This is a genomic window from Brevundimonas faecalis (assembly GCF_040549405.1).
Taxonomy (GTDB): domain Bacteria; phylum Pseudomonadota; class Alphaproteobacteria; order Caulobacterales; family Caulobacteraceae; genus Brevundimonas; species Brevundimonas faecalis.
Map to the genome: position 1 here is coordinate 961,532 of NZ_JBEPTF010000001.1, position 19,819 is coordinate 981,350.

General features: G+C 66.9%; 24 protein-coding genes and 1 tRNA gene. 18 read left to right on the top strand and 7 right to left on the bottom strand.

Features of this window, described 5'->3' with window-relative positions:
• The first annotated feature begins 155 nt into the window (after positions 1-155).
• The 4 genes from ABIE19_RS04650 to ABIE19_RS04665 all read left to right on the top strand — a co-directional run bounded on the left by ABIE19_RS04650 (position 156) and on the right by ABIE19_RS04665 (position 3,864).
• Entirely contained in the window at positions 156-1,721 is a 1,566-nt protein-coding gene (locus ABIE19_RS04650; protein ID WP_354088585.1) for a cytochrome ubiquinol oxidase subunit I, read from the top strand.
• A 26-nt stretch (positions 1,722-1,747) separates the two neighbouring features.
• Entirely contained in the window at positions 1,748-2,896 is a 1,149-nt protein-coding gene (cydB, locus tag ABIE19_RS04655; protein ID WP_354087961.1) for a cytochrome d ubiquinol oxidase subunit II, read from the top strand.
• 22 nt (positions 2,897-2,918) lie between these two features.
• Positions 2,919-3,038 carry a cytochrome bd-I oxidase subunit CydX gene (gene cydX / locus ABIE19_RS04660; RefSeq protein ID WP_354087962.1) on the top strand — a complete coding sequence of 40 codons (120 nt, stop codon included), beginning with the start codon at positions 2,919-2,921 and terminating at the stop codon, positions 3,036-3,038.
• Positions 3,039-3,210: 172 nt separating this feature from the next.
• The gene (locus ABIE19_RS04665; protein WP_354087963.1) at positions 3,211-3,864 is read left to right on the top strand and encodes an OmpW/AlkL family protein; all 654 of its coding nucleotides are present in this window, start codon (positions 3,211-3,213) and stop codon (positions 3,862-3,864) included.
• A gap of 81 nt (positions 3,865-3,945) precedes the next feature.
• Here ABIE19_RS04665 and ABIE19_RS04670 read toward each other — a convergent pair whose 3' ends face one another.
• Together ABIE19_RS04670 and ABIE19_RS04675 are read right to left on the bottom strand one after the other, a co-directional pair.
• Positions 3,946-4,689 (bottom strand): Crp/Fnr family transcriptional regulator, encoded by a 744-nt coding sequence (locus ABIE19_RS04670; RefSeq protein ID WP_354087964.1) that lies wholly within the window; start codon positions 4,687-4,689, stop codon positions 3,946-3,948.
• Between the two features lie 79 nt (positions 4,690-4,768).
• Positions 4,769-5,164 carry a hypothetical protein gene (locus ABIE19_RS04675; protein ID WP_354087965.1) on the bottom strand — a complete coding sequence of 132 codons (396 nt, stop codon included), beginning with the start codon at positions 5,162-5,164 and terminating at the stop codon, positions 4,769-4,771.
• Positions 5,165-5,261: 97 nt separating this feature from the next.
• Here ABIE19_RS04675 and ABIE19_RS04680 point away from each other — a divergent pair, with 97 nt between their 5' ends.
• The 6 genes from ABIE19_RS04680 to rplA all read left to right on the top strand — a co-directional run bounded on the left by ABIE19_RS04680 (position 5,262) and on the right by rplA (position 8,322).
• Positions 5,262-5,798, top strand: coding sequence for a pyridoxamine 5'-phosphate oxidase family protein (locus tag ABIE19_RS04680; RefSeq protein ID WP_354087966.1), 537 nt, complete (start codon positions 5,262-5,264; stop codon positions 5,796-5,798).
• 136 nt (positions 5,799-5,934) lie between these two features.
• Positions 5,935-6,010, top strand: a tRNA-Trp gene (locus ABIE19_RS04685).
• A gap of 70 nt (positions 6,011-6,080) precedes the next feature.
• The gene (secE, locus tag ABIE19_RS04690) at positions 6,081-6,380 is read left to right on the top strand and encodes a preprotein translocase subunit SecE (RefSeq protein WP_354087967.1); all 300 of its coding nucleotides are present in this window, start codon (positions 6,081-6,083) and stop codon (positions 6,378-6,380) included.
• A gap of 13 nt (positions 6,381-6,393) precedes the next feature.
• Positions 6,394-6,969, top strand: coding sequence for a transcription termination/antitermination protein NusG (gene nusG, locus ABIE19_RS04695; protein WP_354087968.1), 576 nt, complete (start codon positions 6,394-6,396; stop codon positions 6,967-6,969).
• A gap of 228 nt (positions 6,970-7,197) precedes the next feature.
• Complete coding sequence (rplK, locus tag ABIE19_RS04700) at positions 7,198-7,629, top strand: 50S ribosomal protein L11 (protein ID WP_207826319.1); 432 nt, start codon at positions 7,198-7,200, stop codon at positions 7,627-7,629.
• Positions 7,630-7,632: 3 nt separating this feature from the next.
• Positions 7,633-8,322: a 50S ribosomal protein L1 gene (gene rplA / locus ABIE19_RS04705; RefSeq protein ID WP_354087969.1), complete on the top strand. Its 690-nt coding sequence runs from the start codon at positions 7,633-7,635 to the stop codon at positions 8,320-8,322.
• Positions 8,323-8,403: 81 nt separating this feature from the next.
• Here rplA and ABIE19_RS04710 read toward each other — a convergent pair whose 3' ends face one another.
• Positions 8,404-8,883 (bottom strand): nuclear transport factor 2 family protein, encoded by a 480-nt coding sequence (locus tag ABIE19_RS04710; RefSeq protein ID WP_354087970.1) that lies wholly within the window; start codon positions 8,881-8,883, stop codon positions 8,404-8,406.
• A gap of 13 nt (positions 8,884-8,896) precedes the next feature.
• A complete protein-coding gene (locus ABIE19_RS04715) occupies positions 8,897-9,508 on the bottom strand; it encodes an NAD(P)-dependent oxidoreductase (protein ID WP_354087971.1) in 612 nt (203 codons plus the stop codon).
• A gap of 54 nt (positions 9,509-9,562) precedes the next feature.
• On the opposite strand from ABIE19_RS04715, the gene ABIE19_RS04720 reads away from it, so the two are divergent.
• From ABIE19_RS04720 to rplL, 8 genes are all read left to right on the top strand, one after another.
• Entirely contained in the window at positions 9,563-9,967 is a 405-nt protein-coding gene (locus ABIE19_RS04720; RefSeq protein ID WP_354087972.1) for a winged helix-turn-helix transcriptional regulator, read from the top strand.
• A 91-nt stretch (positions 9,968-10,058) separates the two neighbouring features.
• The gene (locus ABIE19_RS04725) at positions 10,059-10,715 is read left to right on the top strand and encodes a DUF47 domain-containing protein (RefSeq protein WP_354087973.1); all 657 of its coding nucleotides are present in this window, start codon (positions 10,059-10,061) and stop codon (positions 10,713-10,715) included.
• Positions 10,716-10,721: 6 nt separating this feature from the next.
• Entirely contained in the window at positions 10,722-11,723 is a 1,002-nt protein-coding gene (locus ABIE19_RS04730; protein ID WP_354087974.1) for an inorganic phosphate transporter, read from the top strand.
• The gene (locus ABIE19_RS04735) at positions 11,723-12,154 is read left to right on the top strand and encodes an NUDIX hydrolase (protein WP_354087975.1); all 432 of its coding nucleotides are present in this window, start codon (positions 11,723-11,725) and stop codon (positions 12,152-12,154) included. Before ABIE19_RS04730 ends, ABIE19_RS04735 begins: the two co-directional genes overlap by 1 nt.
• 61 nt (positions 12,155-12,215) lie before the next feature.
• The gene (locus tag ABIE19_RS04740; RefSeq protein WP_354087976.1) at positions 12,216-12,704 is read left to right on the top strand and encodes a DUF2059 domain-containing protein; all 489 of its coding nucleotides are present in this window, start codon (positions 12,216-12,218) and stop codon (positions 12,702-12,704) included.
• A 64-nt stretch (positions 12,705-12,768) separates the two neighbouring features.
• Positions 12,769-13,326: a DUF2059 domain-containing protein gene (locus ABIE19_RS04745; RefSeq protein WP_354087977.1), complete on the top strand. Its 558-nt coding sequence runs from the start codon at positions 12,769-12,771 to the stop codon at positions 13,324-13,326.
• Positions 13,327-13,622: 296 nt separating this feature from the next.
• Positions 13,623-14,138 (top strand): 50S ribosomal protein L10, encoded by a 516-nt coding sequence (rplJ, locus tag ABIE19_RS04750; RefSeq protein WP_354088586.1) that lies wholly within the window; start codon positions 13,623-13,625, stop codon positions 14,136-14,138.
• Positions 14,139-14,193: 55 nt separating this feature from the next.
• A complete protein-coding gene (rplL, locus tag ABIE19_RS04755) occupies positions 14,194-14,574 on the top strand; it encodes a 50S ribosomal protein L7/L12 (RefSeq protein ID WP_354087978.1) in 381 nt (126 codons plus the stop codon).
• A gap of 289 nt (positions 14,575-14,863) precedes the next feature.
• Here the strand turns inward: rplL and ABIE19_RS04760 are convergent, their stop codons facing one another.
• From ABIE19_RS04760 to ABIE19_RS04770, 3 genes are all read right to left on the bottom strand, one after another.
• A complete protein-coding gene (locus ABIE19_RS04760; RefSeq protein WP_354087979.1) occupies positions 14,864-16,861 on the bottom strand; it encodes a M61 family metallopeptidase in 1,998 nt (665 codons plus the stop codon).
• Positions 16,862-16,911: 50 nt separating this feature from the next.
• The gene (locus ABIE19_RS04765) at positions 16,912-18,879 is read right to left on the bottom strand and encodes a M61 family metallopeptidase (protein ID WP_354087980.1); all 1,968 of its coding nucleotides are present in this window, start codon (positions 18,877-18,879) and stop codon (positions 16,912-16,914) included.
• Between the two features lie 209 nt (positions 18,880-19,088).
• Entirely contained in the window at positions 19,089-19,703 is a 615-nt protein-coding gene (locus ABIE19_RS04770) for a hypothetical protein (protein ID WP_354087981.1), read from the bottom strand.
• Between the last annotated feature and the right edge of the window lie 116 nt (positions 19,704-19,819).

A 19,819-nucleotide genomic window follows, 5' to 3' on the forward strand; every position in this document is an offset into this window, starting at 1 on the left:
CGTCCTTGTGACGAAACAGCCTTGGGCGAAACGCCGTCTAGCCGGAATTCGGCGCCGGGCCTTTGATCAGGATCAAGGCGTCTCGAAAAGCCGCGTCTTAAGGTATAGTAGAACGCCGGTCGATGAGGGCCGGCTGTCAGGAGCCATAACCCATGATCGACCTGGCGGTCGTAGACCTCTCCCGCCTTCAGTTCGCACTGACGGCGCTTTACCACTTTCTGTTCGTGCCCCTCACCCTGGGCCTCTCCTTCATGCTGGTCATCATGGAGAGCATCTATGTGATGACCCGTCGGCCTATCTGGCGGACCATCACCCGGTTCTGGGGGACGATCTTCGGCATCAACTTCGTGCTGGGCGTGGCCACCGGCCTGACCATGGAATTCCAGTTCGGCATGAACTGGTCCTACTACTCCCACTACGTCGGCGACATCTTCGGGGCGCCCCTGGCCATCGAGGGCCTGATGGCCTTCTTCATGGAGGCGACCTTCGTCGGCCTGATGTTCTTCGGCTGGGACAAGCTGAAGCCGCACGCCCACCTGTTCGTCACCTTCATGGTCGCCCTGGGCACCAACCTGTCGGCCCTGTGGATCCTGGTCGCCAACGGCTGGATGCAGAACCCGGTCGGCGCGGCCTTCAACCCAGACACCATGCGCATGGAGATCACCGACTTCATGGCGGTGATCTTCAACCCGGTGGCCCAGGCCAAGTTCGTGCACACCGTCTCGGCCGGGTACGTCTGCGCCGCCGTGGTCGTTCTGGGCGTCTCGGCCTTCTATCTGCTGAAGGGCAAGCACAAGGGGTTCGCCAAGCGCTCGATGACGGTTGCGGCCGCCTTCGGCCTGATGTCGTCGCTGTCGGTCGTCGTCCTAGGCGATGAGTCGGGCTATGCCCTGACCGACAACCAGAAGATGAAGCTTGCCGCCCTGGAGGCCATGTGGCGCACCGAGCCGGCGCCCGCCGGCCTGACCGCCTTCGGCCTGCCCAGCCTGGAAGACCGCCACACCCATTTCGAGGTCAAGATCCCCTATGTCCTGGGCCTGATCTCGACCCGCAGCATCGACAAGCCGGTAATCGGCATCCTGGAACTGGTCGCCGTCGCCGAGGACCGCATCGAACGCGGCGTCGTCGCCTATGACGCCCTGGAGAAGGTCAAGGCCGACCACACCGACATGGCCGCTCGCGCCCAGTTCGAGACCGTGCGCAACGACCTGGGCTACGGCCTGCTGCTGAAGCGCTATGTCGAGGACCCGCGTCTGGCGACCCCGGACCAGATCAAGCAGGCCGCCTGGGACACGGTGCCCAACGTGCCGCTGATGTTCTGGGTCTTCCGCATCATGGCCGGGATCGGCTTCCTGATGATCGGCCTGTTCGGTCTGGCCTTCGTCCTGTGCACCCTGCGCAAGCATGAGACCAGGTGGTTCCTGCGCCTGGCCGTCCTGGCCATTCCCCTGCCGTGGATCGCCATCGAATCCGGCTGGCTGCTGGCCGAGGTGGGTCGTCAGCCCTGGGCCGTGGAGGGCGTCCTGCCGACCTTCCTCGGCGCCTCGAGCCTCAGCGTGCCGCAACTGTGGACCACGATCGTCTGCTTCACCCTGCTCTACGGCGCCCTGGCCGTGGTCGAGGTCGGCCTGATCCTGCGCACCATCAAGAAGGGGCCGTTCGCCGAACAGGAAGCCCGCGAAGCCGACGCCAGCACGGAAGGCGAACCGGCGGTCGCCTGACCCCGGTCGTTGAAGGAAATAGAGAGATGGAACTTCCCCTCGACTACACCACCCTCCGCCTGATCTGGTGGGGACTGCTGGGCGTGTTGCTGATCGGCTTCGCCCTGACGGACGGCTTCGACATGGGCGTCGGCGCCCTGCTGCCCTTCGTCGCCAAGACGGACGAGGAGCGCCGCATGGTGATCAACACCGTGGGCGCCACCTGGGAAGGCAACCAGGTCTGGTTCATCGTCGGCGGCGCGGCGATCTTCGCCGCCTGGCCCCAGGTCTACGCCGTCAGCTTCTCGGGCTTCTACCTGGCCATGTTCCTGGTCCTGTCCGCGCTGATCCTGCGGCCCGTGTCGTTCAAGTATCGCTCCAAGCGGCCCGAGGCGCGCTGGCGCTCCATGTGGGACTGGGGTCTGTTCATCGGCAGCTTCGTTCCGGCGCTGGTCTTCGGCGTCGCCGTCGGCAACGTCCTGATGGGCGCGCCCTTCCGCCTGACCAGCGACCTGCGCAGCTTCTATGAAGGCAGCCTGCTGGGCCTGTTCACGCCCTTCACCCTGCTGTGCGGTCTGCTGTCCGTGGCCATGCTGGTGCTGCACGGCGCCGCCTGGTTGTCGATCAAGGGCGAAGAAGGGCCGGTGCTGAAGCGCGCCCGCGCCATCGGCGCCGTCGCCGGCGCGGCCAGCCTGGTCCTGTTCGCTGTCGGCGGCGCCATGGTCGCCTTCGGCGATATGGGTTTCCGCATCACCGGCGTGGTGGACACGGCCGGCGTCTCCAATCCGTTGCGCACGGCGGTCGAGGCGGCGCCCGGCGCATGGCTGGACAACTACGGCCGCTATCCCTGGATGATCATCGCCCCTGTTCTGGGCTTCCTGGGCGCGGCGGCCGGCCTGATCGGCATGTGGCGCAAGTCGGCGGCCCTGGCCTTCGGCGGCTCCTCGGCCTCGGCGGCGGGGATCATTTCGACGGTCGGCCTGTCGATGTTCCCCTTCATTCTGCCCAGTTCGATCGACGCCCAATCCAGCCTGACGGCGTGGAACGCATCGTCCAGCCACACGACCCTGTTCATCATGCTGATCGTGGTCGCGGTCTTCCTGCCCTTCGTCCTGCTCTACACCTCCTGGGTCTACAAGGTGCTGTGGGGCCGCTCGACGACCGAGGCGTTGAAGACCAACCCCGACCTCTACTGATCCCGCGAAAGGAGATCATCCCATGTGGTATTTCACCTGGATCCTGGGCCTCGGCCTGGCCGTGGCCTTCGGCGTCCTGAACGGTCTCTGGCACGAGTTCCATCTGTATGACGAAGGCGATGAGGGCCGGTCGGAACCCTGAGCCTTCCACCGACGATGCTCAGCCTCCCTGACCTGGGTCGGGGAGGCTTTTTCGTGCGCCTTTTTCACGGGGTTGCGATGGATCAAGGCGCGGCGGGGCAGGGCGTGGCCTGATGTCTTCGACATCGAAGCCGGACCCTCCCTCGATCCGGCGATTGTCGGGGATAGACCTTATGAAAACCGCCGCCGCACTCCTGGCCGCCGCCGGAGCCCTGACCCTGGCGGGCGCCGCCCATGCCCAGACGGCCGCGCCCGAGCCGGTGGGCAAGGGCTCCCTGATCGTCACCGCCCGCATGACCGGCGTCTTGCCTCAGGCCGACGACGCCATCGTCACGGCCGCAGGGGCCGACAGCGGCCTGAAGGTCGACGTCGGCGACGACTGGATGCCGACCCTGGGCTTCACCTATTTCGTCGCCGATCACTGGGCGGTCGAGGCCATCCTGGGGGCGACCCGACACGAGGTTCGCGCCAAGGGCGTCGGAACGGACGTCGCGGTGCACGAGACCTGGGTCCTGCCGCCGGTGGTGACGCTGCAGTATCGGCCGACGCCGAATGCGGTAGTCAGCCCTTATTTGGGCGCCGGGGTCAGCTACATGGCCTTCTTCGACGGCAAGGACAGAAACGGCTTCGAGGTCGACCTGGACAACGGGTTCGGCGTGGCGCTTCAGGCCGGGGCCGACTGGAACCTGTCGGGTCCCTGGACCCTGAACCTGGACGCCAAGAAGGTGTGGTTCGACACGGACGCCAGCATCAACGACGGCGCGCTGAAGAGCAGCGTCAGCCTTGACCCCTGGGTCGTGTCGGTGGGCGTCGGCCGGAAGTTCTGAGGTTCGGAACGGTCCGGTCGATGCGGGCGGGGGTGCGGGACGTCAGCCCGTACCCCTTTCGCCCCTTTCGGCGCGAATCTTTCAGGCGGCGCCGTCGCCCAGGGCCTTCAGCGCTTCGGGATCGGGCAGGGCGACCTCGTTGTCGGGCAGCAACCGGATCAGGCCCGAGGTCTTGAACTGGGTGAAGACCCGGCTGACCGTCTCTATGGTCAGGCCCAGGTAGTCGGCGATGTCCAGCCGCGTCATCGGCAGGTGGACCCGGCCTTCAGCGCCGCCCAACTGCACCTGTCGCGCCGACAGGCGGGTCAGGAAGCTGGCGATCCGCTCTCGCGCCGTCTTGCGGCCCAAGAGGACGATCTGTTCCTGCGCCGCCATCAGCTCGTCGCCCGCCATGGCCACCAGGCGGTGCTCCAGAGCGGGCAGGGCGTCCAGAAGGCGGTCGAAGTCGCCGCGTCTGAAGCGGCAGGCGCTCAGGGGCGTCAAGGCCTCGGCCGTGAAGCTGGAGGTTCCGCGTCCGCCCAGGCCCAGGAAGTCGCCCTGGAACAGGAAGCCGGTGATCTGGCGCCGGCCGTCCGGCAGCAGGCGGTACAGCTTCACCGCCCCCTCGACGACGTTGAAGACATAGGGGTTGGGGTCGCCCTCATGGAACAGGGCCTGACCTGGCTGGGCCGTCACCGTTTCGCTGGCGCAGGCCATGTTCTGGAGTTCATGCCCCTTCAGGTCCGCGCAGACGCCCAGAGGCCGGGCGCCGCAGGTCGCGCAGGGATGCACGTCCTCGAGACGGACGTCTGGGGCTTCGGCCAGGGCGGCGTTTCGGGCGGTCATGATCGACTCCGGCATTCCGCCTCAGCCTAGCGGAACGGGATTCGCTTTCGAAGTGGGCAGGCTGTCCCAGCCTTCGACTCTAGTCCTCGGCGTAGCGCAGCCTGGCGCCCAGCCGATGGGCCAGGGCGGTCAGTTCCACTGCCAGGCTTTGCCGGACCAGGGGGCGAACCCCCATCTCGCGCACCACGAAGGGACCGGCCCACAGTGTTTCGCCGAACTCCAGATCCGGCTGCCGCCACCAACTGACGAAGCCCAGGACGCCGCCGCGCAGGCTCCGAGCGCTGAGGATGCCGCGGCTGTCGGGGGCCGCGCGCCAGTCGCGCAGGAAGGTCCGCCATTGATCGGCGCCCAGATCGGGTCGCCACATCCGGGCCAGGGCGAACTCGGCCGGCGCCTCGGCCTCGGTCAGGGGAACGACATCCAGGCGCGGGGCGTCTGGCCAATGAACGTCCTGGGTGAGGCGGGACTGGGTCATGCGGCCATTTCGCGCGCTTGAAGCCCAACCGCCTTGATCTGTGTCAAGGTGAACCCGGCGAGGTCGCCGCAGGTTCACCGCATAAGGAGTTCACGTCATGAGCGCAGAACAAGCATCCGGCGTCATCCCCATCCACGGCGCGGCGGTGGCCGCCGTGCTGAAGCTGCTGGCGTCGCAGAACCTGATGACCCTGGCGACCAATCGGGCGGACGGGCGGCCCCAGGCCAGCACCCTGGGCTATCTGAACGATGGACTGAACCTCTACTTCGTCACCGCCCGCGACAGCGAGAAGCTGCGCAACATCACCGCCGATCCCCGCGTCGGCGTCGCCGTCCGCGGCGTGGGCGCGGAAGGGGAGGCGGTCGGCCTGTCCATCGACGGCCGGGCGGAAGAAGTGACCGACGGTGACGAGGTCCGACGCCTGAACGACCGGATCGTCGCCCGCTCGCCGGACATCACCCCCTGGGCGCCGGGCGCGGACGCCGTGGCGGTGGTCAAGGTGATTCCCGAGACGGTGGAGGCCGTCGCCGTCATCGCCGGCCGCAGCCGCGCCCAGACCTTCTCGATCGGCGATCCCGAACGCGAGGTGCAAGGCGTCAGCTACGAGCCCAGCGCCGTGGCGCGGCTGTTCTGAACAAACCTGCGCATCTGTCGGCGCTTATCGCGAAACGCCCCTTGAAATGCGATCGACCGTCAGGCATATGCGCCCCTCTGGCGAGGTTAGCGCCGTCGAGCTTGCTCACGGCGCATTGATCCTTGTCCGGGACACTAGGAGTGTAGCTCAGCTGGTAGAGCATCGGTCTCCAAAACCGAGGGTCGTGGGTTCGAGTCCCTCCGCTCCTGCCATTCCCCCTGTCGCAGTCGCTTGGGAGTTCCCATGTGAGGCGACAGGTTCCAGAGGTTGAAGAGACGTCATATGGCCAAGGCGAAGACCCCAGGCGGTCGCCGCACCGTGGGAAACCAGACCGCAGCCGCCGCGCAAGGCGCAGCCACGGTCGCTGTCGATGCGCCCTCGCCCAAGAAGAAGACGTCGCCTGCCCAGTTCTTCAGCCAGGTCCGCGCTGAAGCCCGCAAGATCGTCTGGCCCAGCCGCAAGGAGACCTGGATCACCTCGGTGATGGTCTTCATCATGGTGCTGATCGCCTCGATTTTCTTCTGGATCGTCGATACGGGGCTGGGCTTCGCGTCCCGCTTCATTCTCGGCCTCGGCCAGTAAAGGAGACGCGCACATGAGCGATGCAGCGCCCAAGCCGGCGGCCAATCCCCGCCACAAGTGGTATATCGTCAACGCCTACTCGAACTTCGAAAAGAAGGTCGCGGAACAACTGCGCGAGCAGGCGAAGCAGCAAGGCCTGGAAGACGCCTTCTCCGAAATCCTGGTTCCGACCGAGGAAGTCGTCGAGATCCGTCGCGGCCGCAAGGTGAACTCGGAACGCAAATTCTTCCCCGGCTACGTGCTGGTGAAGATGGAGATGACCGACAACGCCTATCACCTGGTCAAGAACACGCCGAAGGTCACGGGCTTCCTGGGCGCCGCGGGCGGCACCAAGCCCCTGCCGGTCTCGGAACGTGAGGTCCAGAACATCATCGGTCAGGTGGAAGAGGGCGTGGAACGTCCGAAGCCCACCATCCGCTTCGACATCGGCGAGACCGTCAAGGTCATCGACGGTCCCTTCGCCAGCTTCGACGGCCAGGTCGAAAGCGTCGACGAGGAAAACGCCCGCCTGCGCGTGGCCGTCTCCATCTTCGGCCGCCCGACCCCGGTGGACCTGGAATACAATCAGGTGGAGAAGGTCGGCGCCTGATCGGCTCCTCCATCCAAGCCTTTGCAGCGGCGGCCTTCGGGCCGCCGTTTTGCGTTTCGGGCGTGCTGTGCGGCTGTCCATTTGCCTTCATGGCCCTGTCCTGCTACACGCGCGCCTTCGCTGAACGGCCTTCGAGTCGTCCGGCGGCAAATCCGTGGGAGGCAGCCATGCCAGACCACGGCTCACCGGCCTGCCGCATCGTCGTCGGGTCATTCATAGGAGAGACCAATGGCCAAGAAGATTCTCGGCTATATCAAGCTGCAAGTGGCGGCCGGTTCGGCCACCCCTTCGCCCCCGATCGGCCCGGCTCTGGGTCAGCGCGGCGTCAACATTATGGGCTTCTGCAAGGAGTTCAACGCGCGCACCGAGAAGGTCGCCAAGGGCACCCCGCTGCCGACCGTCATCACGGTCTATCAGGACAAGTCCTTCACCTTCATCACCAAGACCCCGCCGGCCACCTTCTACCTGAAGCAGGCCGCCGGCATTAAGTCGGGCGCCAAGCTGGTCGGCCGCGAGATCGCCGGCAAGGTCACGCAGGCGCAAGTCCGCGAGATCGCTGAAGCGAAGATGAAAGACCTGAACGCCAACGACATCGACGCTGCCATGCGCATCATCGAAGGCTCGGCCCGCGCGATCGGCATCCAAGTGGTGGAGGGCTAATCCATGGCTAAGCAAACCAAGGCTCAAAAAGCCCGCACCGGCGTCACCCAGGAACTGCTGTCGTTCTCGGACGCCATCAAGCTGGTCAAGGACAACGCCAAGGCCAAGTTCGACGAGTCGATGGAAATCGCCGTCAACCTGGGCGTCGACCCGCGTCACGCCGACCAGCAGGTCCGCGGCGTGGTCAACCTGCCGTCGGGCACCGGCCGCGACGTCAAGGTCGCCGTCTTCGCCAAGGACGCCAAGGCTGACGAAGCCCGCGCCGCCGGCGCTGAATACGTCGGCGCCGAGGATCTGTACGAGCAGATCAACGGCGGCCTGATGGACTTCGACCGCGTCATCGCCTCGCCCGACATGATGGCCCTGGTCGGCCGTCTGGGTAAGGTGCTGGGTCCGCGCGGCCTGATGCCGAACCCCAAGGTCGGCACCGTGACCCCGAACGTCGCCCAGGCCGTCAAGGACGCCAAGGGCGGCGCCGTCGAGTTCCGCGTCGAGAAGGCCGGTATCGCTCACGGCGGCATCGGCAAGGTCTCCTTCACGCAGGAAGCCCTGGAAGCCAACGTCAAGGCGTACGTGGACGCCCTGAACAAGGCCAAGCCCTCGGGCGCCAAGGGCACCTATGTGAAGCGCATCACCCTGTCGTCGACCATGGGCCCGGGCTTCAAGGTCGACCCGGCCTCGCTGGGCGCCTGATAGGCTGACGGCCTAAGCAGCCGTCAGGCGGTAGGCCAAGAAAAATGAAGGCCCCGGAGAGCGATCTCCGGGGCCTTTGTCTTAGTCGGCCTTGTCGCCGTCGAACATGGTGTTGCCGTTGGCCGTGGTCCGGGGCACGGCCTGGATGACGTCGAAATGCTCGACGATCTTGCCGTTTTCCAGGCGGAAGATATCCACGATGGCGCGGCCCGGATCGTCGGGCGTCTCCTGGGAATGGACGTGCAGAGCCACCAGGTCGCCGTCCGCGATCACCCGATGGATGGTCGCGCGGGACTGGGGGTGGTCTTTGAAGAAGCCTTCGAAATAGCCGTAGAAGGCGGCGGCCCCGTTCGGTACGGCCGGATTATGCTGGATATACCGGTCCCCGATGTAGAGGCGCGCGGCCTGGGTCGGCTGATGACGGTTGAAGGCCATGTCGTAGAAGTCGGCGACGATCCGCGCGTTGGCGGCTTCGGTCGGGCTCTGGTCCGTCTGGGCGGCGGCCGGGGTGGACAGGGCTGTCAGGCCAAGCGCGGTCGCGGCGATCAGAAGAGTCTTCATCGGGCGTCCTCTCTCAGTAGCCGACGGTGAAGCGTCGGCGGGCGTGCCGGGGCGTCTCGATCTCATCGACCATGGCGACGGCGTAGTCGGGGAAGGAGATGCGGCTGTTCCCCTTTGCATCGACCAGCAGGGCGTCCTCGCCCAGGCGGAAAGCGCCGGTCCTCTGGTCGCCGTCGAACAGGGCCGAGGGGGAGAGGAAGGTCCAGTCCAGATCCTTCTCCCTGCGCAGGCGCTGCAGGAAGCGTCCGCCGGCCGCGGCCTCCGGCTTGTAGGCCTCGGGGAAGTCGGGGGTGTCGATCAGGGCCAGGCCGGGCGCGACCTCCAGGCTGCCGGCGCCGCCGACGACCAGGTAGCGCGGAATGCCCGCCGCCTTGACGGCCGCGATCAGGGCTTCCGGATCGCTGTCGGTGAACATGACGGCGCTGACCACGGCGTCTGCGCCTTGGATCAGCGACGCCAGGGCGTCCGGATCATTGACGTCGCCGCTGATCGCCGTGACGCCGTCCAGGGCGGGCACGCGCTCAGGACGCCGGGCCACGCCCGTCACCTGATGGCCGCGTCGGGCCAGTTCCTTGACGATCTCCGAGCCGGCGCGACCGCTCGCGCCCAGGACTGCGACTTTCATGGGGAGTCTCCAGTTGGTTACCAATGGAAACCAGGTGTGCTACCGAAAGTTCCTATGCAAGAAGGCACCGAAATCTCACCTGGTCACCCGGCGGAAACCTGGCGCGGCGACGTCTACGCCGCCAACTGTCCGACGCGGTTGCTGCTGGACCGGATCGCGGACAAGTGGACGGTCCTGCTGCTGACCACGCTCGCTGACGGTCCGATGCGTTTCAACGCTCTGAAACGCCGGGTCGAGGGCGTGTCCCAGAAGATGCTCAGCCAGACCCTGCGCCAGATGGAGCGGGACGGACTGGCCGTCCGGACGGTGGAGGCCACGGTCCCCGTATCCGTCACCTACGCCGTCAGCCCCCTGGGTCTGACCCTGGTCCAGGCGATCCAGCCGATGATCGACTGGGCTGAAACCCGCATGCCCGAGGTGGAGCAGGCGCAGCAGGTTTATGATCGCCGGTCGACATGAGTGAAAATTCCGTACCCGGACGGCTTGACGGGGGCGGGGGAATTCCGGTTTTGAGCGCGGTCGCCTCGGGCGGCTGTTGCGGAGACGATCCATGCTGAGCTGGTTCCAGGCCCTGCTGCCCAAGGAAGATAACTTCTTCCGCCTGTTCGACGCCCACGCCGCCACCCTGGTGCAGGGCGCGGAGGCCATGCGTCGGATGATGGACGGCGGAGAGACGGTGTCCGAGTGGCGCCAGAAGGTGGTGGATCACGAGCATGAGGCCGACGCCGTGGCGCGCGAGGTCCTGTTCGCCGTGCGCCGCAGCTTCATCACCCCCTTCGACCGTTCGGACATCCGGGGCCTGACCAACTCCCTGGACGACACCATCGACCAGATGCAGAAGACGGCCAAGGTCGTGGACCTGTACGAGGTCCGCGAGTTCGCGCCCAAGATGCAGGAACTGGGCGACATCGCCGTCCAGTGCGGCGCCCTGACGGCCGAAGCCGTCTCCCTGTTGCCGGCCATGCGCAAGAACCACGAGCGGCTCAACGCCCTGACCGAGCAGATCGCCCTGCTGGAGAGCAAGAGCGACGCCCTCTACGACGAGGGCATGAAGGCCCTGTACGAACTGCACCGTCACGACATGACCGGGGGCAACACCCTGGGCTTCATCATCGGCGGCGAGATCTATGATCACCTGGAGAAGGTCGTGGACCGCTTCGAGGACGTGGCGAACCGCATCAACGGCGTCCTGGTCGAGCACCTGTAGGGCCCGATGGATCACGCCCTCCTGATCCTGGTCTTCCTGATCGGCGTCGCCCTGCTGTTCGACTTCCTGAACGGCCTGCACGACGCGGCCAACTCCATCGCCACCATCGTGGCGACGCGGGTGCTGCCGCCCATCTATGCGGTCGGTTGGGCGGCCTTCTTCAACTTTATCGCCTTCCTCTTCTTCGGCCTGCACGTGGCCGACACCATTGGGCGAGGGATCATCTCGCCCGACGTCATCTCGGACCAGGTCATCTTCGGCGCCTTGATGGGAGCCATCAGCTGGAACGTCATCACCTGGATGGGCGGCATTCCTTCGTCCAGTTCGCACGCCCTGGTCGGCGGCCTGCTGGGGGCGGGGATCGCCAAGGCGGGGACCGGGGCCGTGGTGATCGCCGGGGTGCTGAAGACGGTGGGCGCCATCTTCATGTCGCCGGCCATCGGCTTCCTGTTGGCCCTGCTGCTGGTGCTGATCGTGTCCTGGCTGTTCGTCCGGGCCAATCCCGCCTTCGCGGACCGGGTCTTCCGGGGGCTGCAGTTCGTCTCCGCCTCGGCCTATTCCCTGGGACACGGGGGCAATGACGCGCAGAAGACCATGGGCATCATCGCCATCCTGCTCTATTCGCGCGGCATGTTGGGCGGGGAGTTCCACGTGCCCTTCTGGGTGGTCATCACCTGTCAGGCGGCCATCGCCCTGGGCACCCTGTTCGGCGGCTGGAAGATCGTCCACACCATGGGCTCGCGCATCACGCGTCTGAGCCCGCAGCAAGGCTTCTGCGCCGAGACGGGCGGCGCCATCACCCTGTTCGCGGCGACCAGCATGGGCATTCCGGTTTCGACCACCCACACCATCACCGGCGCCATCGTCGGCGTCGGCGCGGCCAAGCGGGTCTCGGCCGTGCGCTGGAGCGTGGCGCGCAGCATCGTCACGGCCTGGTTCATCACCATGCCCGCCGCCGCCGCCATCGGGGCCGTCTTCTACTTTGTCGGCGGACTGTTCCTGACCTGATGACCGGGGCCGCGCGCACAGAGACGTCCGAGAACCGCCAGGTGGCCGCCCTGCCTTGGCGTCGGGGGGCGGACGGCGTCGAGGTGATGATGATCACCTCGCGCGAAACGCGGCGCTGGGTCATTCCCAAGGGCGGCCGCATGGTCGGCAAGACCGATCCCCAGGCCGCGGCGCAGGAGGCCTATGAGGAGGCGGGCGTCCAGGGCGAGATGCTGGAGACGCCCGTCGGCCATTTCCGCTACGCCAAGCGGCTGAAGTCCGGAGCGGAGCAGGCCTGCGTCGTCGCCGTCTATCCGCTGGAAGTCCTGATCCAGTTGGGCGGCTGGCCCGAGGACCAGCAACGCCGACGCCGCTGGATGAGCCAGGCCGAGGCCGCCGAGGCCGTCCATGAAGCGGACCTGGCCGAACTGATCCGACGCTTCAGGCCCTGATCGCCATAGCCGTCGCGGCCCGGTCGTGTGAGACTGGGGCTGAAACATGAGGACGGCGCCGATGCGGACACCCACTGGCCTTCTGATCGCCCTGAGTTTGAGCCTGAGCCTGGGCTTGGCTGTGTCGCCGGCTTCAGCGCAGGACGCCCGATCTGCGCTGGCGGAGCGCTATGTCGAGCTGGCGGTGGGGGGAGGGGTGAAGCAGACCCTGAACGAGGCCGTCGCGGTCGAACTGGCGGCGGCGACCGGCTACAGCGACGCGGAGCGCGCCTGGCTGGGCGAGAACGCGCCGCGTATCCTGGGCGTCCACATCGAGCGGATGATGGAGCGGATGAAGACCCTCTACGCCGAGCGCTTCACCGAGGAGGAACTGCGGGCCATGGTCGCCTTCCGCGACAGTCCCGTAGGGCGCTCGGTCACGGTCAAGGAGAACGCCGTCGCCGTGGACCAGAGGATGGAGATCCTGGGCCTGCAGCAGGCCTATAGCCAGGAACTGATGGCGGGCTTCTGCGCCGCCTTCACCTGCGAGGGCGCGGCGCCGAGGCCCTGATCTTCCGTCTCCTTGTTGCCAAGAACGGCGAAATCTGAAAACAGGACGGCGTTTGGGAGGGGCTATGTTCAAATCGAGTTTGATCGCCTTAGGCGTAGCGTCGGCGCTGGCCTTATCGACGAGTGCGGCGGCTCAGGAAGCGTCGAACAAGGAACAGTCCGCTTCTGTTCGGGTGGTGGTGCGCGACGATGCGCGCACAGCCTTGGCTGAACGGCTCGTGCGGTTGACCCTGGTAGGCATGGACAAGGTCATGCAGGGCTTGATCGAGCAGCAGATCACTCAGGCGGGAGACCGGTTGACCGATGCGCAGGCGACGTGGATGCGCAGAAGCCTGCCGACGATCATGGAAACCAATATGCGCCCCCTGATCGAGAGCGCGAAGGTCGAGTATGCGGCGCGCTTCACCGAGGCGGAGCTGAACGCCATGATCGCCTTCTATGAGGCGCCGATGGGACAGGACATCGCCTTCAAGCAGATGGAAGTCGGCGGCGCCCTGGGCGGCGCGATGCAGGCTTTCCAGAGGTCGTTCCTCACGGAATTGCTGACCAAGTTCTGCGGCGAGTTCGACTGCACCGCCGACGCCGCCAAGGAGGCGCCGACGACAAAGTCGCCGCGCCGTTGATTTTCTCGCGGAGCCGTGTATAGAGCGCGGCTTCTCGTCAGGGCTTCGGTCCTGGCGGATCCTGTCCGAGAACTTCGGGACGCGGGGGTCGCCTGCGTCATAATCGTCAGAGAGCCTTCTGACGCCGTGGGGAGATGGGGATGCAAAGACCTTTTGCCCTGCTGGTTTCCCGGCGGGCGGGCCTGCTTCCTTCGGACAATAAGACCGGCCTGAACGCGGTGCAGCGATGCATGGCGCTTAAGCCAAATCCGTCGTCGGGAATAAGCCCGGCGGCGAATACCGAACTGGAGACCGCAATGGACCGCGCACAAAAAGCCGAGTCGATCGAATCGCTGAAGAGCGTTTTCGCCGACGCGGGCGCCGTGGTCGTGACCCACAACCTGGGTCTGACCGTTGCGGAGATGGAAGACCTGCGTGGTCGCCTTCGTAAAGAAGGCGGCGCGTTCAAGGTGGTGAAGAACCGTCTGGCGCTGAAGGCGCTGGGCGTCGAGGAAGGCAGCGCCTACCACGATCTGTTCAAGGGTCCGGTGGGCATCGCCTACGCTTCGGATCCGGTCACCGCTGCGAAGGTCGCAGCTGAATTCGCCAAGGGCAACGACAAGTTCAAGCTCATCGGCGGCTTCATGGGCGACAAGGTGCTGGACGCCGCGGGCGTCGACGCCCTGTCCAAGCTGCCGTCGCTGGACCAACTGCGTGGCAAGCTGATCGGCCTGCTGCAAGCCCCGGCGACCAAGGTCGCTGGCGTTCTGCAAGCACCCGCCGGCCAACTGGCTCGCGTCTTCAACGCCTACGCGACCAAAGACGCCGCCTAAGCCCCGTCATCTCTGCATATCTCTCTGAACCTCATCCTACCGAAGGAAGACTAAAATGGCTGATCTCGCCAAGATCGTTGAAGAACTGTCGGCCCTGACCGTCCTGGAAGCCGCTGAACTGTCGAAGCTGCTGGAAGACAAGTGGGGCGTCTCGGCCGCCGCTCCGGTCGCCGTCGCCGCCGTCGCCGGCGCCGCCGCTCCGGCTGAAGCCGCTGAAGAGCAAACCGAGTTCACCGTTGTCCTGGTTGACGGCGGCGACAAGAAGATCAACGTGATCAAGGAAGTCCGCGGCGTCCGCACCGACCTGGGTCTGAAGGAAGCCAAGGACCTGGTCGAAGGCGCTCCGCAGAACGTCGTCGAGAACGTCTCGAAGCAAGCCGCTGAAGAGCTGAAGAAGAAGCTCGAAGAAGCCGGCGCCAAGGTCCAGATCAAGTAAGATCGGATTTTGCGTTTCGGCCTTCGGGCCGAGGCTCAGACTTCAAGGAAGCGGGCCGGAGGGAAAACCTCCGGCCCGTTTTCTGTTTGGGGGCTTTCTTCTCCTCCCCTGCGGAGCGGGGGAGGGGGACCATGCGGAGCATGGTGGAGGGGGCGAGGGATCGGGCTGTGGTGTCCGGAGGCAGGCGGGCGTCGGTGGAAGTTTGGCTGCCGTCGGCGGCTGTGGTCGCCCCCTCCACCACCTTCGGCGGTCCCCCTCCCCCGTGAACGGGGGAGGAGATAAGGACACACTAGCGTCGGCGGGGGGCGAGGATGTCGCCGAGGCGGTCCGGCGTCCCCTGGATGCGTTCCAGGCGCGGGTAGCGCAGGCCGTCGTGGTAGTCGAAGGCGACGGTGCGGTAGCGGTCGCCGTTCTTGAGCAGCAGGCGGATGGGGGCGTCGGTCCCCTTGGCGGCGGAGACGGCCTCGCGCAGCTTCTCGGCCGAGGCGGCCGTGTCGTTGACGGCGACCAGTTCCCAGCCGGGACCGATGTCGGCCTCGAAGGCGCGGCCGCCCCAGCGGACGCCGGTCAGCTTGTTCGAGGAGGACAGGGTGAAGCCCAGGGAATACTGGAAGTCGCGCTGCCAGCCGTCGCGGACGCGCTTCTCGGCGGCGGTCAGGCTGTCGGTGTAGACGAGGCGGTAGCCGCCGCGCGCCAGGCCGTCCAGCGGCGCCCTGGCGTCGGGACCGCTGGCGTCCAGGCGGGTCCGCAGGAAGGTCGCCCAGTCGTGGGGATGGACGGCGTTCAGGGCCGCGACTACGTCCTCGAACCTGTAGCCGCGCGGCGCCCAGGAGCCGTCGTCGCCGCCGAAGAAGCCCCGGGCGAAGTCGTCCAGCGACTTCTTCCCGCCCGTCGACTCGCGGATCAGGGTGTCGGCGTCCAGCCAGATCAGGGCGGACTCGCGATAGTAGTCGCCCGTGCCGCGCATCCAGGAGGCGTAGGGGTTGGTGGTCCGATAGCCCAGGAGGTTGTGGTTGTTCACGTCCTGGAGCGGACGCCAGGCCCGGCCCGGCTGGTTGTCGTAGAAGGCGGCGTTCTCGGCGATGATCCCCAGGACGTCCTCCTTGGAGGCCAGGCCCGCGCGGGCGGTCAGGACGTCGCCCCAGTATTCCGTCTGGCCTTCGTAGACCCACAGGAGGGTGTTCTGGGTCGGGATGTTGTGGTTGGCGGTCAGTTCGTCGGCCGGGCGCTGGCGCTTGCCGTTCCAGGCGTGGACGAACTCGTGCGGGAGGAGGCCCGCCGCGCCCAGGTCCTTGCCCCAGTCGGTGAAGAAGTCGGCGGGGACCGAGTTCTCGGACGAGCGGTGATGCTCCAGGCCGATGCCGCCCAGCCTGGCGGTGGCGGCGACCAGGAAGTCGTAGCGGTCATAGGGACGGGCGCCGAACAGCAGGTCGGTCTGGCCCACCAGGTTCTCGAACCACTGGAGCTGCTGGGGCGTGGGCGCCAGGTCCTTGGCCGCGTCGGCGACGATGTTCAGGTGGACGGCGCCTTCGCCGCTTCCGCGACGAGGGTCGATGGCGATCCGCTGGAAGTGGGCGCCGCCGAACAGGGGGCTGTCGATCAGGCTGTAGAGGTCGGTCGGCCTGAAGGTCGCCAGGCCGTCGACGTGGCTTTCGGTCTCCAGGGCCACGCCGTACTTCCAGCCCTGGGGGAGGCGGATCGACGGGGCGAAGGTGATCCCGGTCGAGCGATAGCCCGCCGGATAGAGCAGGGCCTTCTCCCACTGGAGATTGACCATCTCGGGCGTCATGACCACGCGCCAGGTCGAGTTGTCGGGCTGGGTCAGCCACTGGAAGTCGACGGTGATCTCGCTGACGCCCGAGGGCACGTCCAGGTGGAAGGCGTAGGGGTCGATGGTGTCGCGCAGCCAGTCGAGGCGGGCGCCGCCCCCCTGGATGTCCAGCCCCGCGATCAGCTGGATCGGGCCGGTGGCGGCGTGATTGCCCGGCAGGAACTTGGGATAGAGCAGGACCAGATGGCCCGGCTGGACCGGGATGGTCTGGCGGACGCGGATGATCTTCTTCTCGACGTCCGTGGCGTCGACCTCATAGCGGATGACGCCGGGGTAGGCCTCGGCCGTCGGCGCCGGGATCGGCGGCAGGGCGCGGGGCAGGGCCAGGGGCGTGTTCTGAGGCGTCGGGGCGGCCGGCGCCTGGGGGCCGGTCCAGGCCTGGCTGTGGGCGAAGGCCGAGGGCGCGGCGGAGGCCAGCAGGAGGGCGAGGGCGGCGGCGGGCAGGCGACGGGTCATTGGGCGTCCAGAACTCAAGGAGGATCAGGCGTAAGGCTTGGCAGGCGGCGTCAGCGACGGCGAGGCGACAGGATGTCGCCCAGGCGGTCCGGCGTGCCCTCGATCCGTTCCAGGTGGGGGTAGCGCAGGCCGTCGTGGTAGTCGAAGCGGACGGTCTTGAAGCGGTCGCCGTTCTTGAGGATCAGCTCGATCGGGTCGGTCGATCCCTTGGCGGCGGTGACGGCCTCCTTCAGCGCGTCGGCCGAGGCGGCGCGGCCGCCGACGGCGACGACTTCCCAGCCCGAGGTCAGGCCCTGCTCGAAGGCCGGGCCGCCCCAGAGGACTGAGGTGATCCGGTTCGACCCGTTCATCATGAAGCCGAGCGAATAGGTGAAGTCGTTGCGGCCCAGCTCCTTGTGCAGGGCGCCCATGTAGCCGGACGGCTGCTCCTTGAAGACCAGGCGGTAGCCGCCGCGCTCGATGCCGTCCAGCGGGCCGCGCGAGGCGGGGCCGACGGCGTCCAGGCGCTCGCGCAGGAAGGCGGACCAGTTGTTGGCCTGGACCCCGTTCAGGGTCGAGGTCACGGTGTCGAAGGTGTAGGGGGCGGGGTTCCAGTCGCCGTCCTGGACGCCGAAGAAGGCCTTGGCGAAGTCGTCCAGGGACTGTTTCCCGCCCGAGCGTTCGCGGATCAGAGTGTCGGCGTCGAGCCAGATCAGCGACCCCTCGCGGTAGTAGTCCTCGCTGCGCTGGTAGGAGCCCCAGGGCTGGGGCCGGCGCTGGCTGATGATGGGGTCGTTGGTGGTGTCCTGCATGGCGCGCCACTGGCGGCCGGGGATGTTCTGGAAGCTGGCGGCGGTCATGGCCAGGACGTCCAGGGCCTGCTGCTTGCTCATCAGACCCGCGCGGGCGGTCAGGACCAGGCCCCAGTATTGCGTCTGGCCCTCATAGACCCAGAGCAGGGAGTTCTGCAGCGGCTCGTTGAGGTTGGGCGTCATCTGGTCGGCGGGGCGGCGCCACTTGCCGTTCCAGCTATGGGTGTATTCGTGACCCAGCAGGTCCCGGTCGGCGAGGGTGCCTTCGCGGTCGGTGAAATACTTGGGATCGACGCTGTTCTCGGACGAGCGCTGATGCTCCAGGCCGATGCCGCCCAGCTTGTCCGTCACGGCCAGCAGGAAGTCGTAGTGGTTGTAATGGCGGGCGCCGAACAGGCGGTCGGCCTGCTGGACCAGGTTGCGGTGGAGCTGGATGTGCTCGTCCGAGGCCTCCAGCATCTTGGCCGTGTCGGCCACGACGTTGAGGCGGACCGGTGAGCGGCCGCCGGGATCCAGGTCGATCTGGCGATAGTGCTGGCCGGCGAAGACGGGGCTGTCGGCCAGGTGGTCGAGGGTGATGGGGGCGAAGGTCGCCAGGCCGTTTTCGAAGCTGACGGTGTCGAGCCCGGCGCCGTAGTTCCAGCCGGCGGGCAGTTTCAGCGTCGGCTTGAAGGTGATCTGGCGCGAGTAGTAGCCCGCCGGATAGAGCAGGGCCTTCTCCCACTGGATGTTCAGCATCTCGGGCGTGACGACGACGCGGCCCTGATTGCCCTCGATCGGGGTCAGCCACTGGAAGGCGACCTCGACCTGGCTGACGCCCTGGGGCACCTCGATCTGATAGGCCCAGGGGTTGGCGGTGTTGCGCACCCATTCCAGGCGCTGGCCATTGGCGGTGAAGGTCAGGCCGCCGACGTTGGCGACGGGGCCGGCGGGGCTGTGGTTGCCCGGCAGCCATTGCGGATAGAGCAGGACCATCGGCCCGGCCTGGGTCACGGGAATGGTCTGGCGCACCTGGACTAGGCGGCGGTCGATGTCGGTGGCGTCGACGTCTAGGCTGATGACGCCGGGATAGGCGACGTCGCGGGCTTCCGGCACGGGCGCCAGGGCGACGGGCAGGGCGGGGGTCCCGACCTGGACCCCAGCCTTGGCCCAGGCCGGACCGAATGCGGGCGCGCCCGTCGAGATCAGAAGAAGGGCGGCGGCGGAGGCCAGGAGGGCAGGCTTCATGACGGCTGAACTCGGAAAAGACGGCCGCGCGCGCAGCCCCCGGAAAATCGAGGCCGCAGACGACATTGTGTCGCACGAGGCGTCAAGGCGCGAGGAGGCGAAACCTGCGGCCGTCCCGGCCACGCCTGCGTGATCCCTTCTTCTTCAGCAGGCGGGGAGGCGATTGCACCGTGCAATGAAAAAACAGTGCAATGAGTGCAATGGGGGCGTCAGTCCTGTTTCAACAGGGTCAGGTCGGCCTTGGCGCGGTCGATCTGGGTGCGGAGGTCCTGGAGGAGGGCGAACTGCTTCACTGCCTCCATCTCGGTCTTGATCAGGCTCTGATGGGCGTGGGCGGCGCGACTCCCGGGCGAGGCGCGGCTGGTGGCGGCCAGGTCGCGATGGATGCGGGTCCAGCCCCGCGCCTCGATCATGCGGCCGGCGCGGATGGCGCGCTCGGCGGCCAGCCAGGCGAGGTCGGCCAGTTCCTTGGGCTCGGCGTAGATGCTCCCGAGCGAATAGTCGCCGTCCTCCTCGACGACGTAATAGGGGTCGTGCAGGTCCGGGTAGCCTTCCCGGGCGTTGTCGAGGCGGCCTTCGGTCGGGCTGGGGCGGTCCAGGTCCCAGTTGTCGGCGAAGGGGGCGTTCTCGGCCGTTTCCTGCTGATCCGCCCGGCGCCAACCTTCGACACGGGCGCGGTAGCGGAAGGTCGAGAGGTTGAGGCCGTGCCGCTCGCAGACCTCGGGCGCGCTGCCGCCCGCGAGATAGTCGGCGCGGGCCAGGGCCCAGAGGGCCTCGGAGCGGCGGGTGCGGGGCGGGGCGTCTTCGGCGTGTTCCTGGGTCATGTTGCGAGTCTAAGCCCGCCTGGAACCCAGGCTGGCGTTTGGGTCGCGAAAGCGCGCAATCCCTGAAATTCATTGGGATTGGGAGGCGCGGTTATGCATAGCTGCGGGCGAACGCC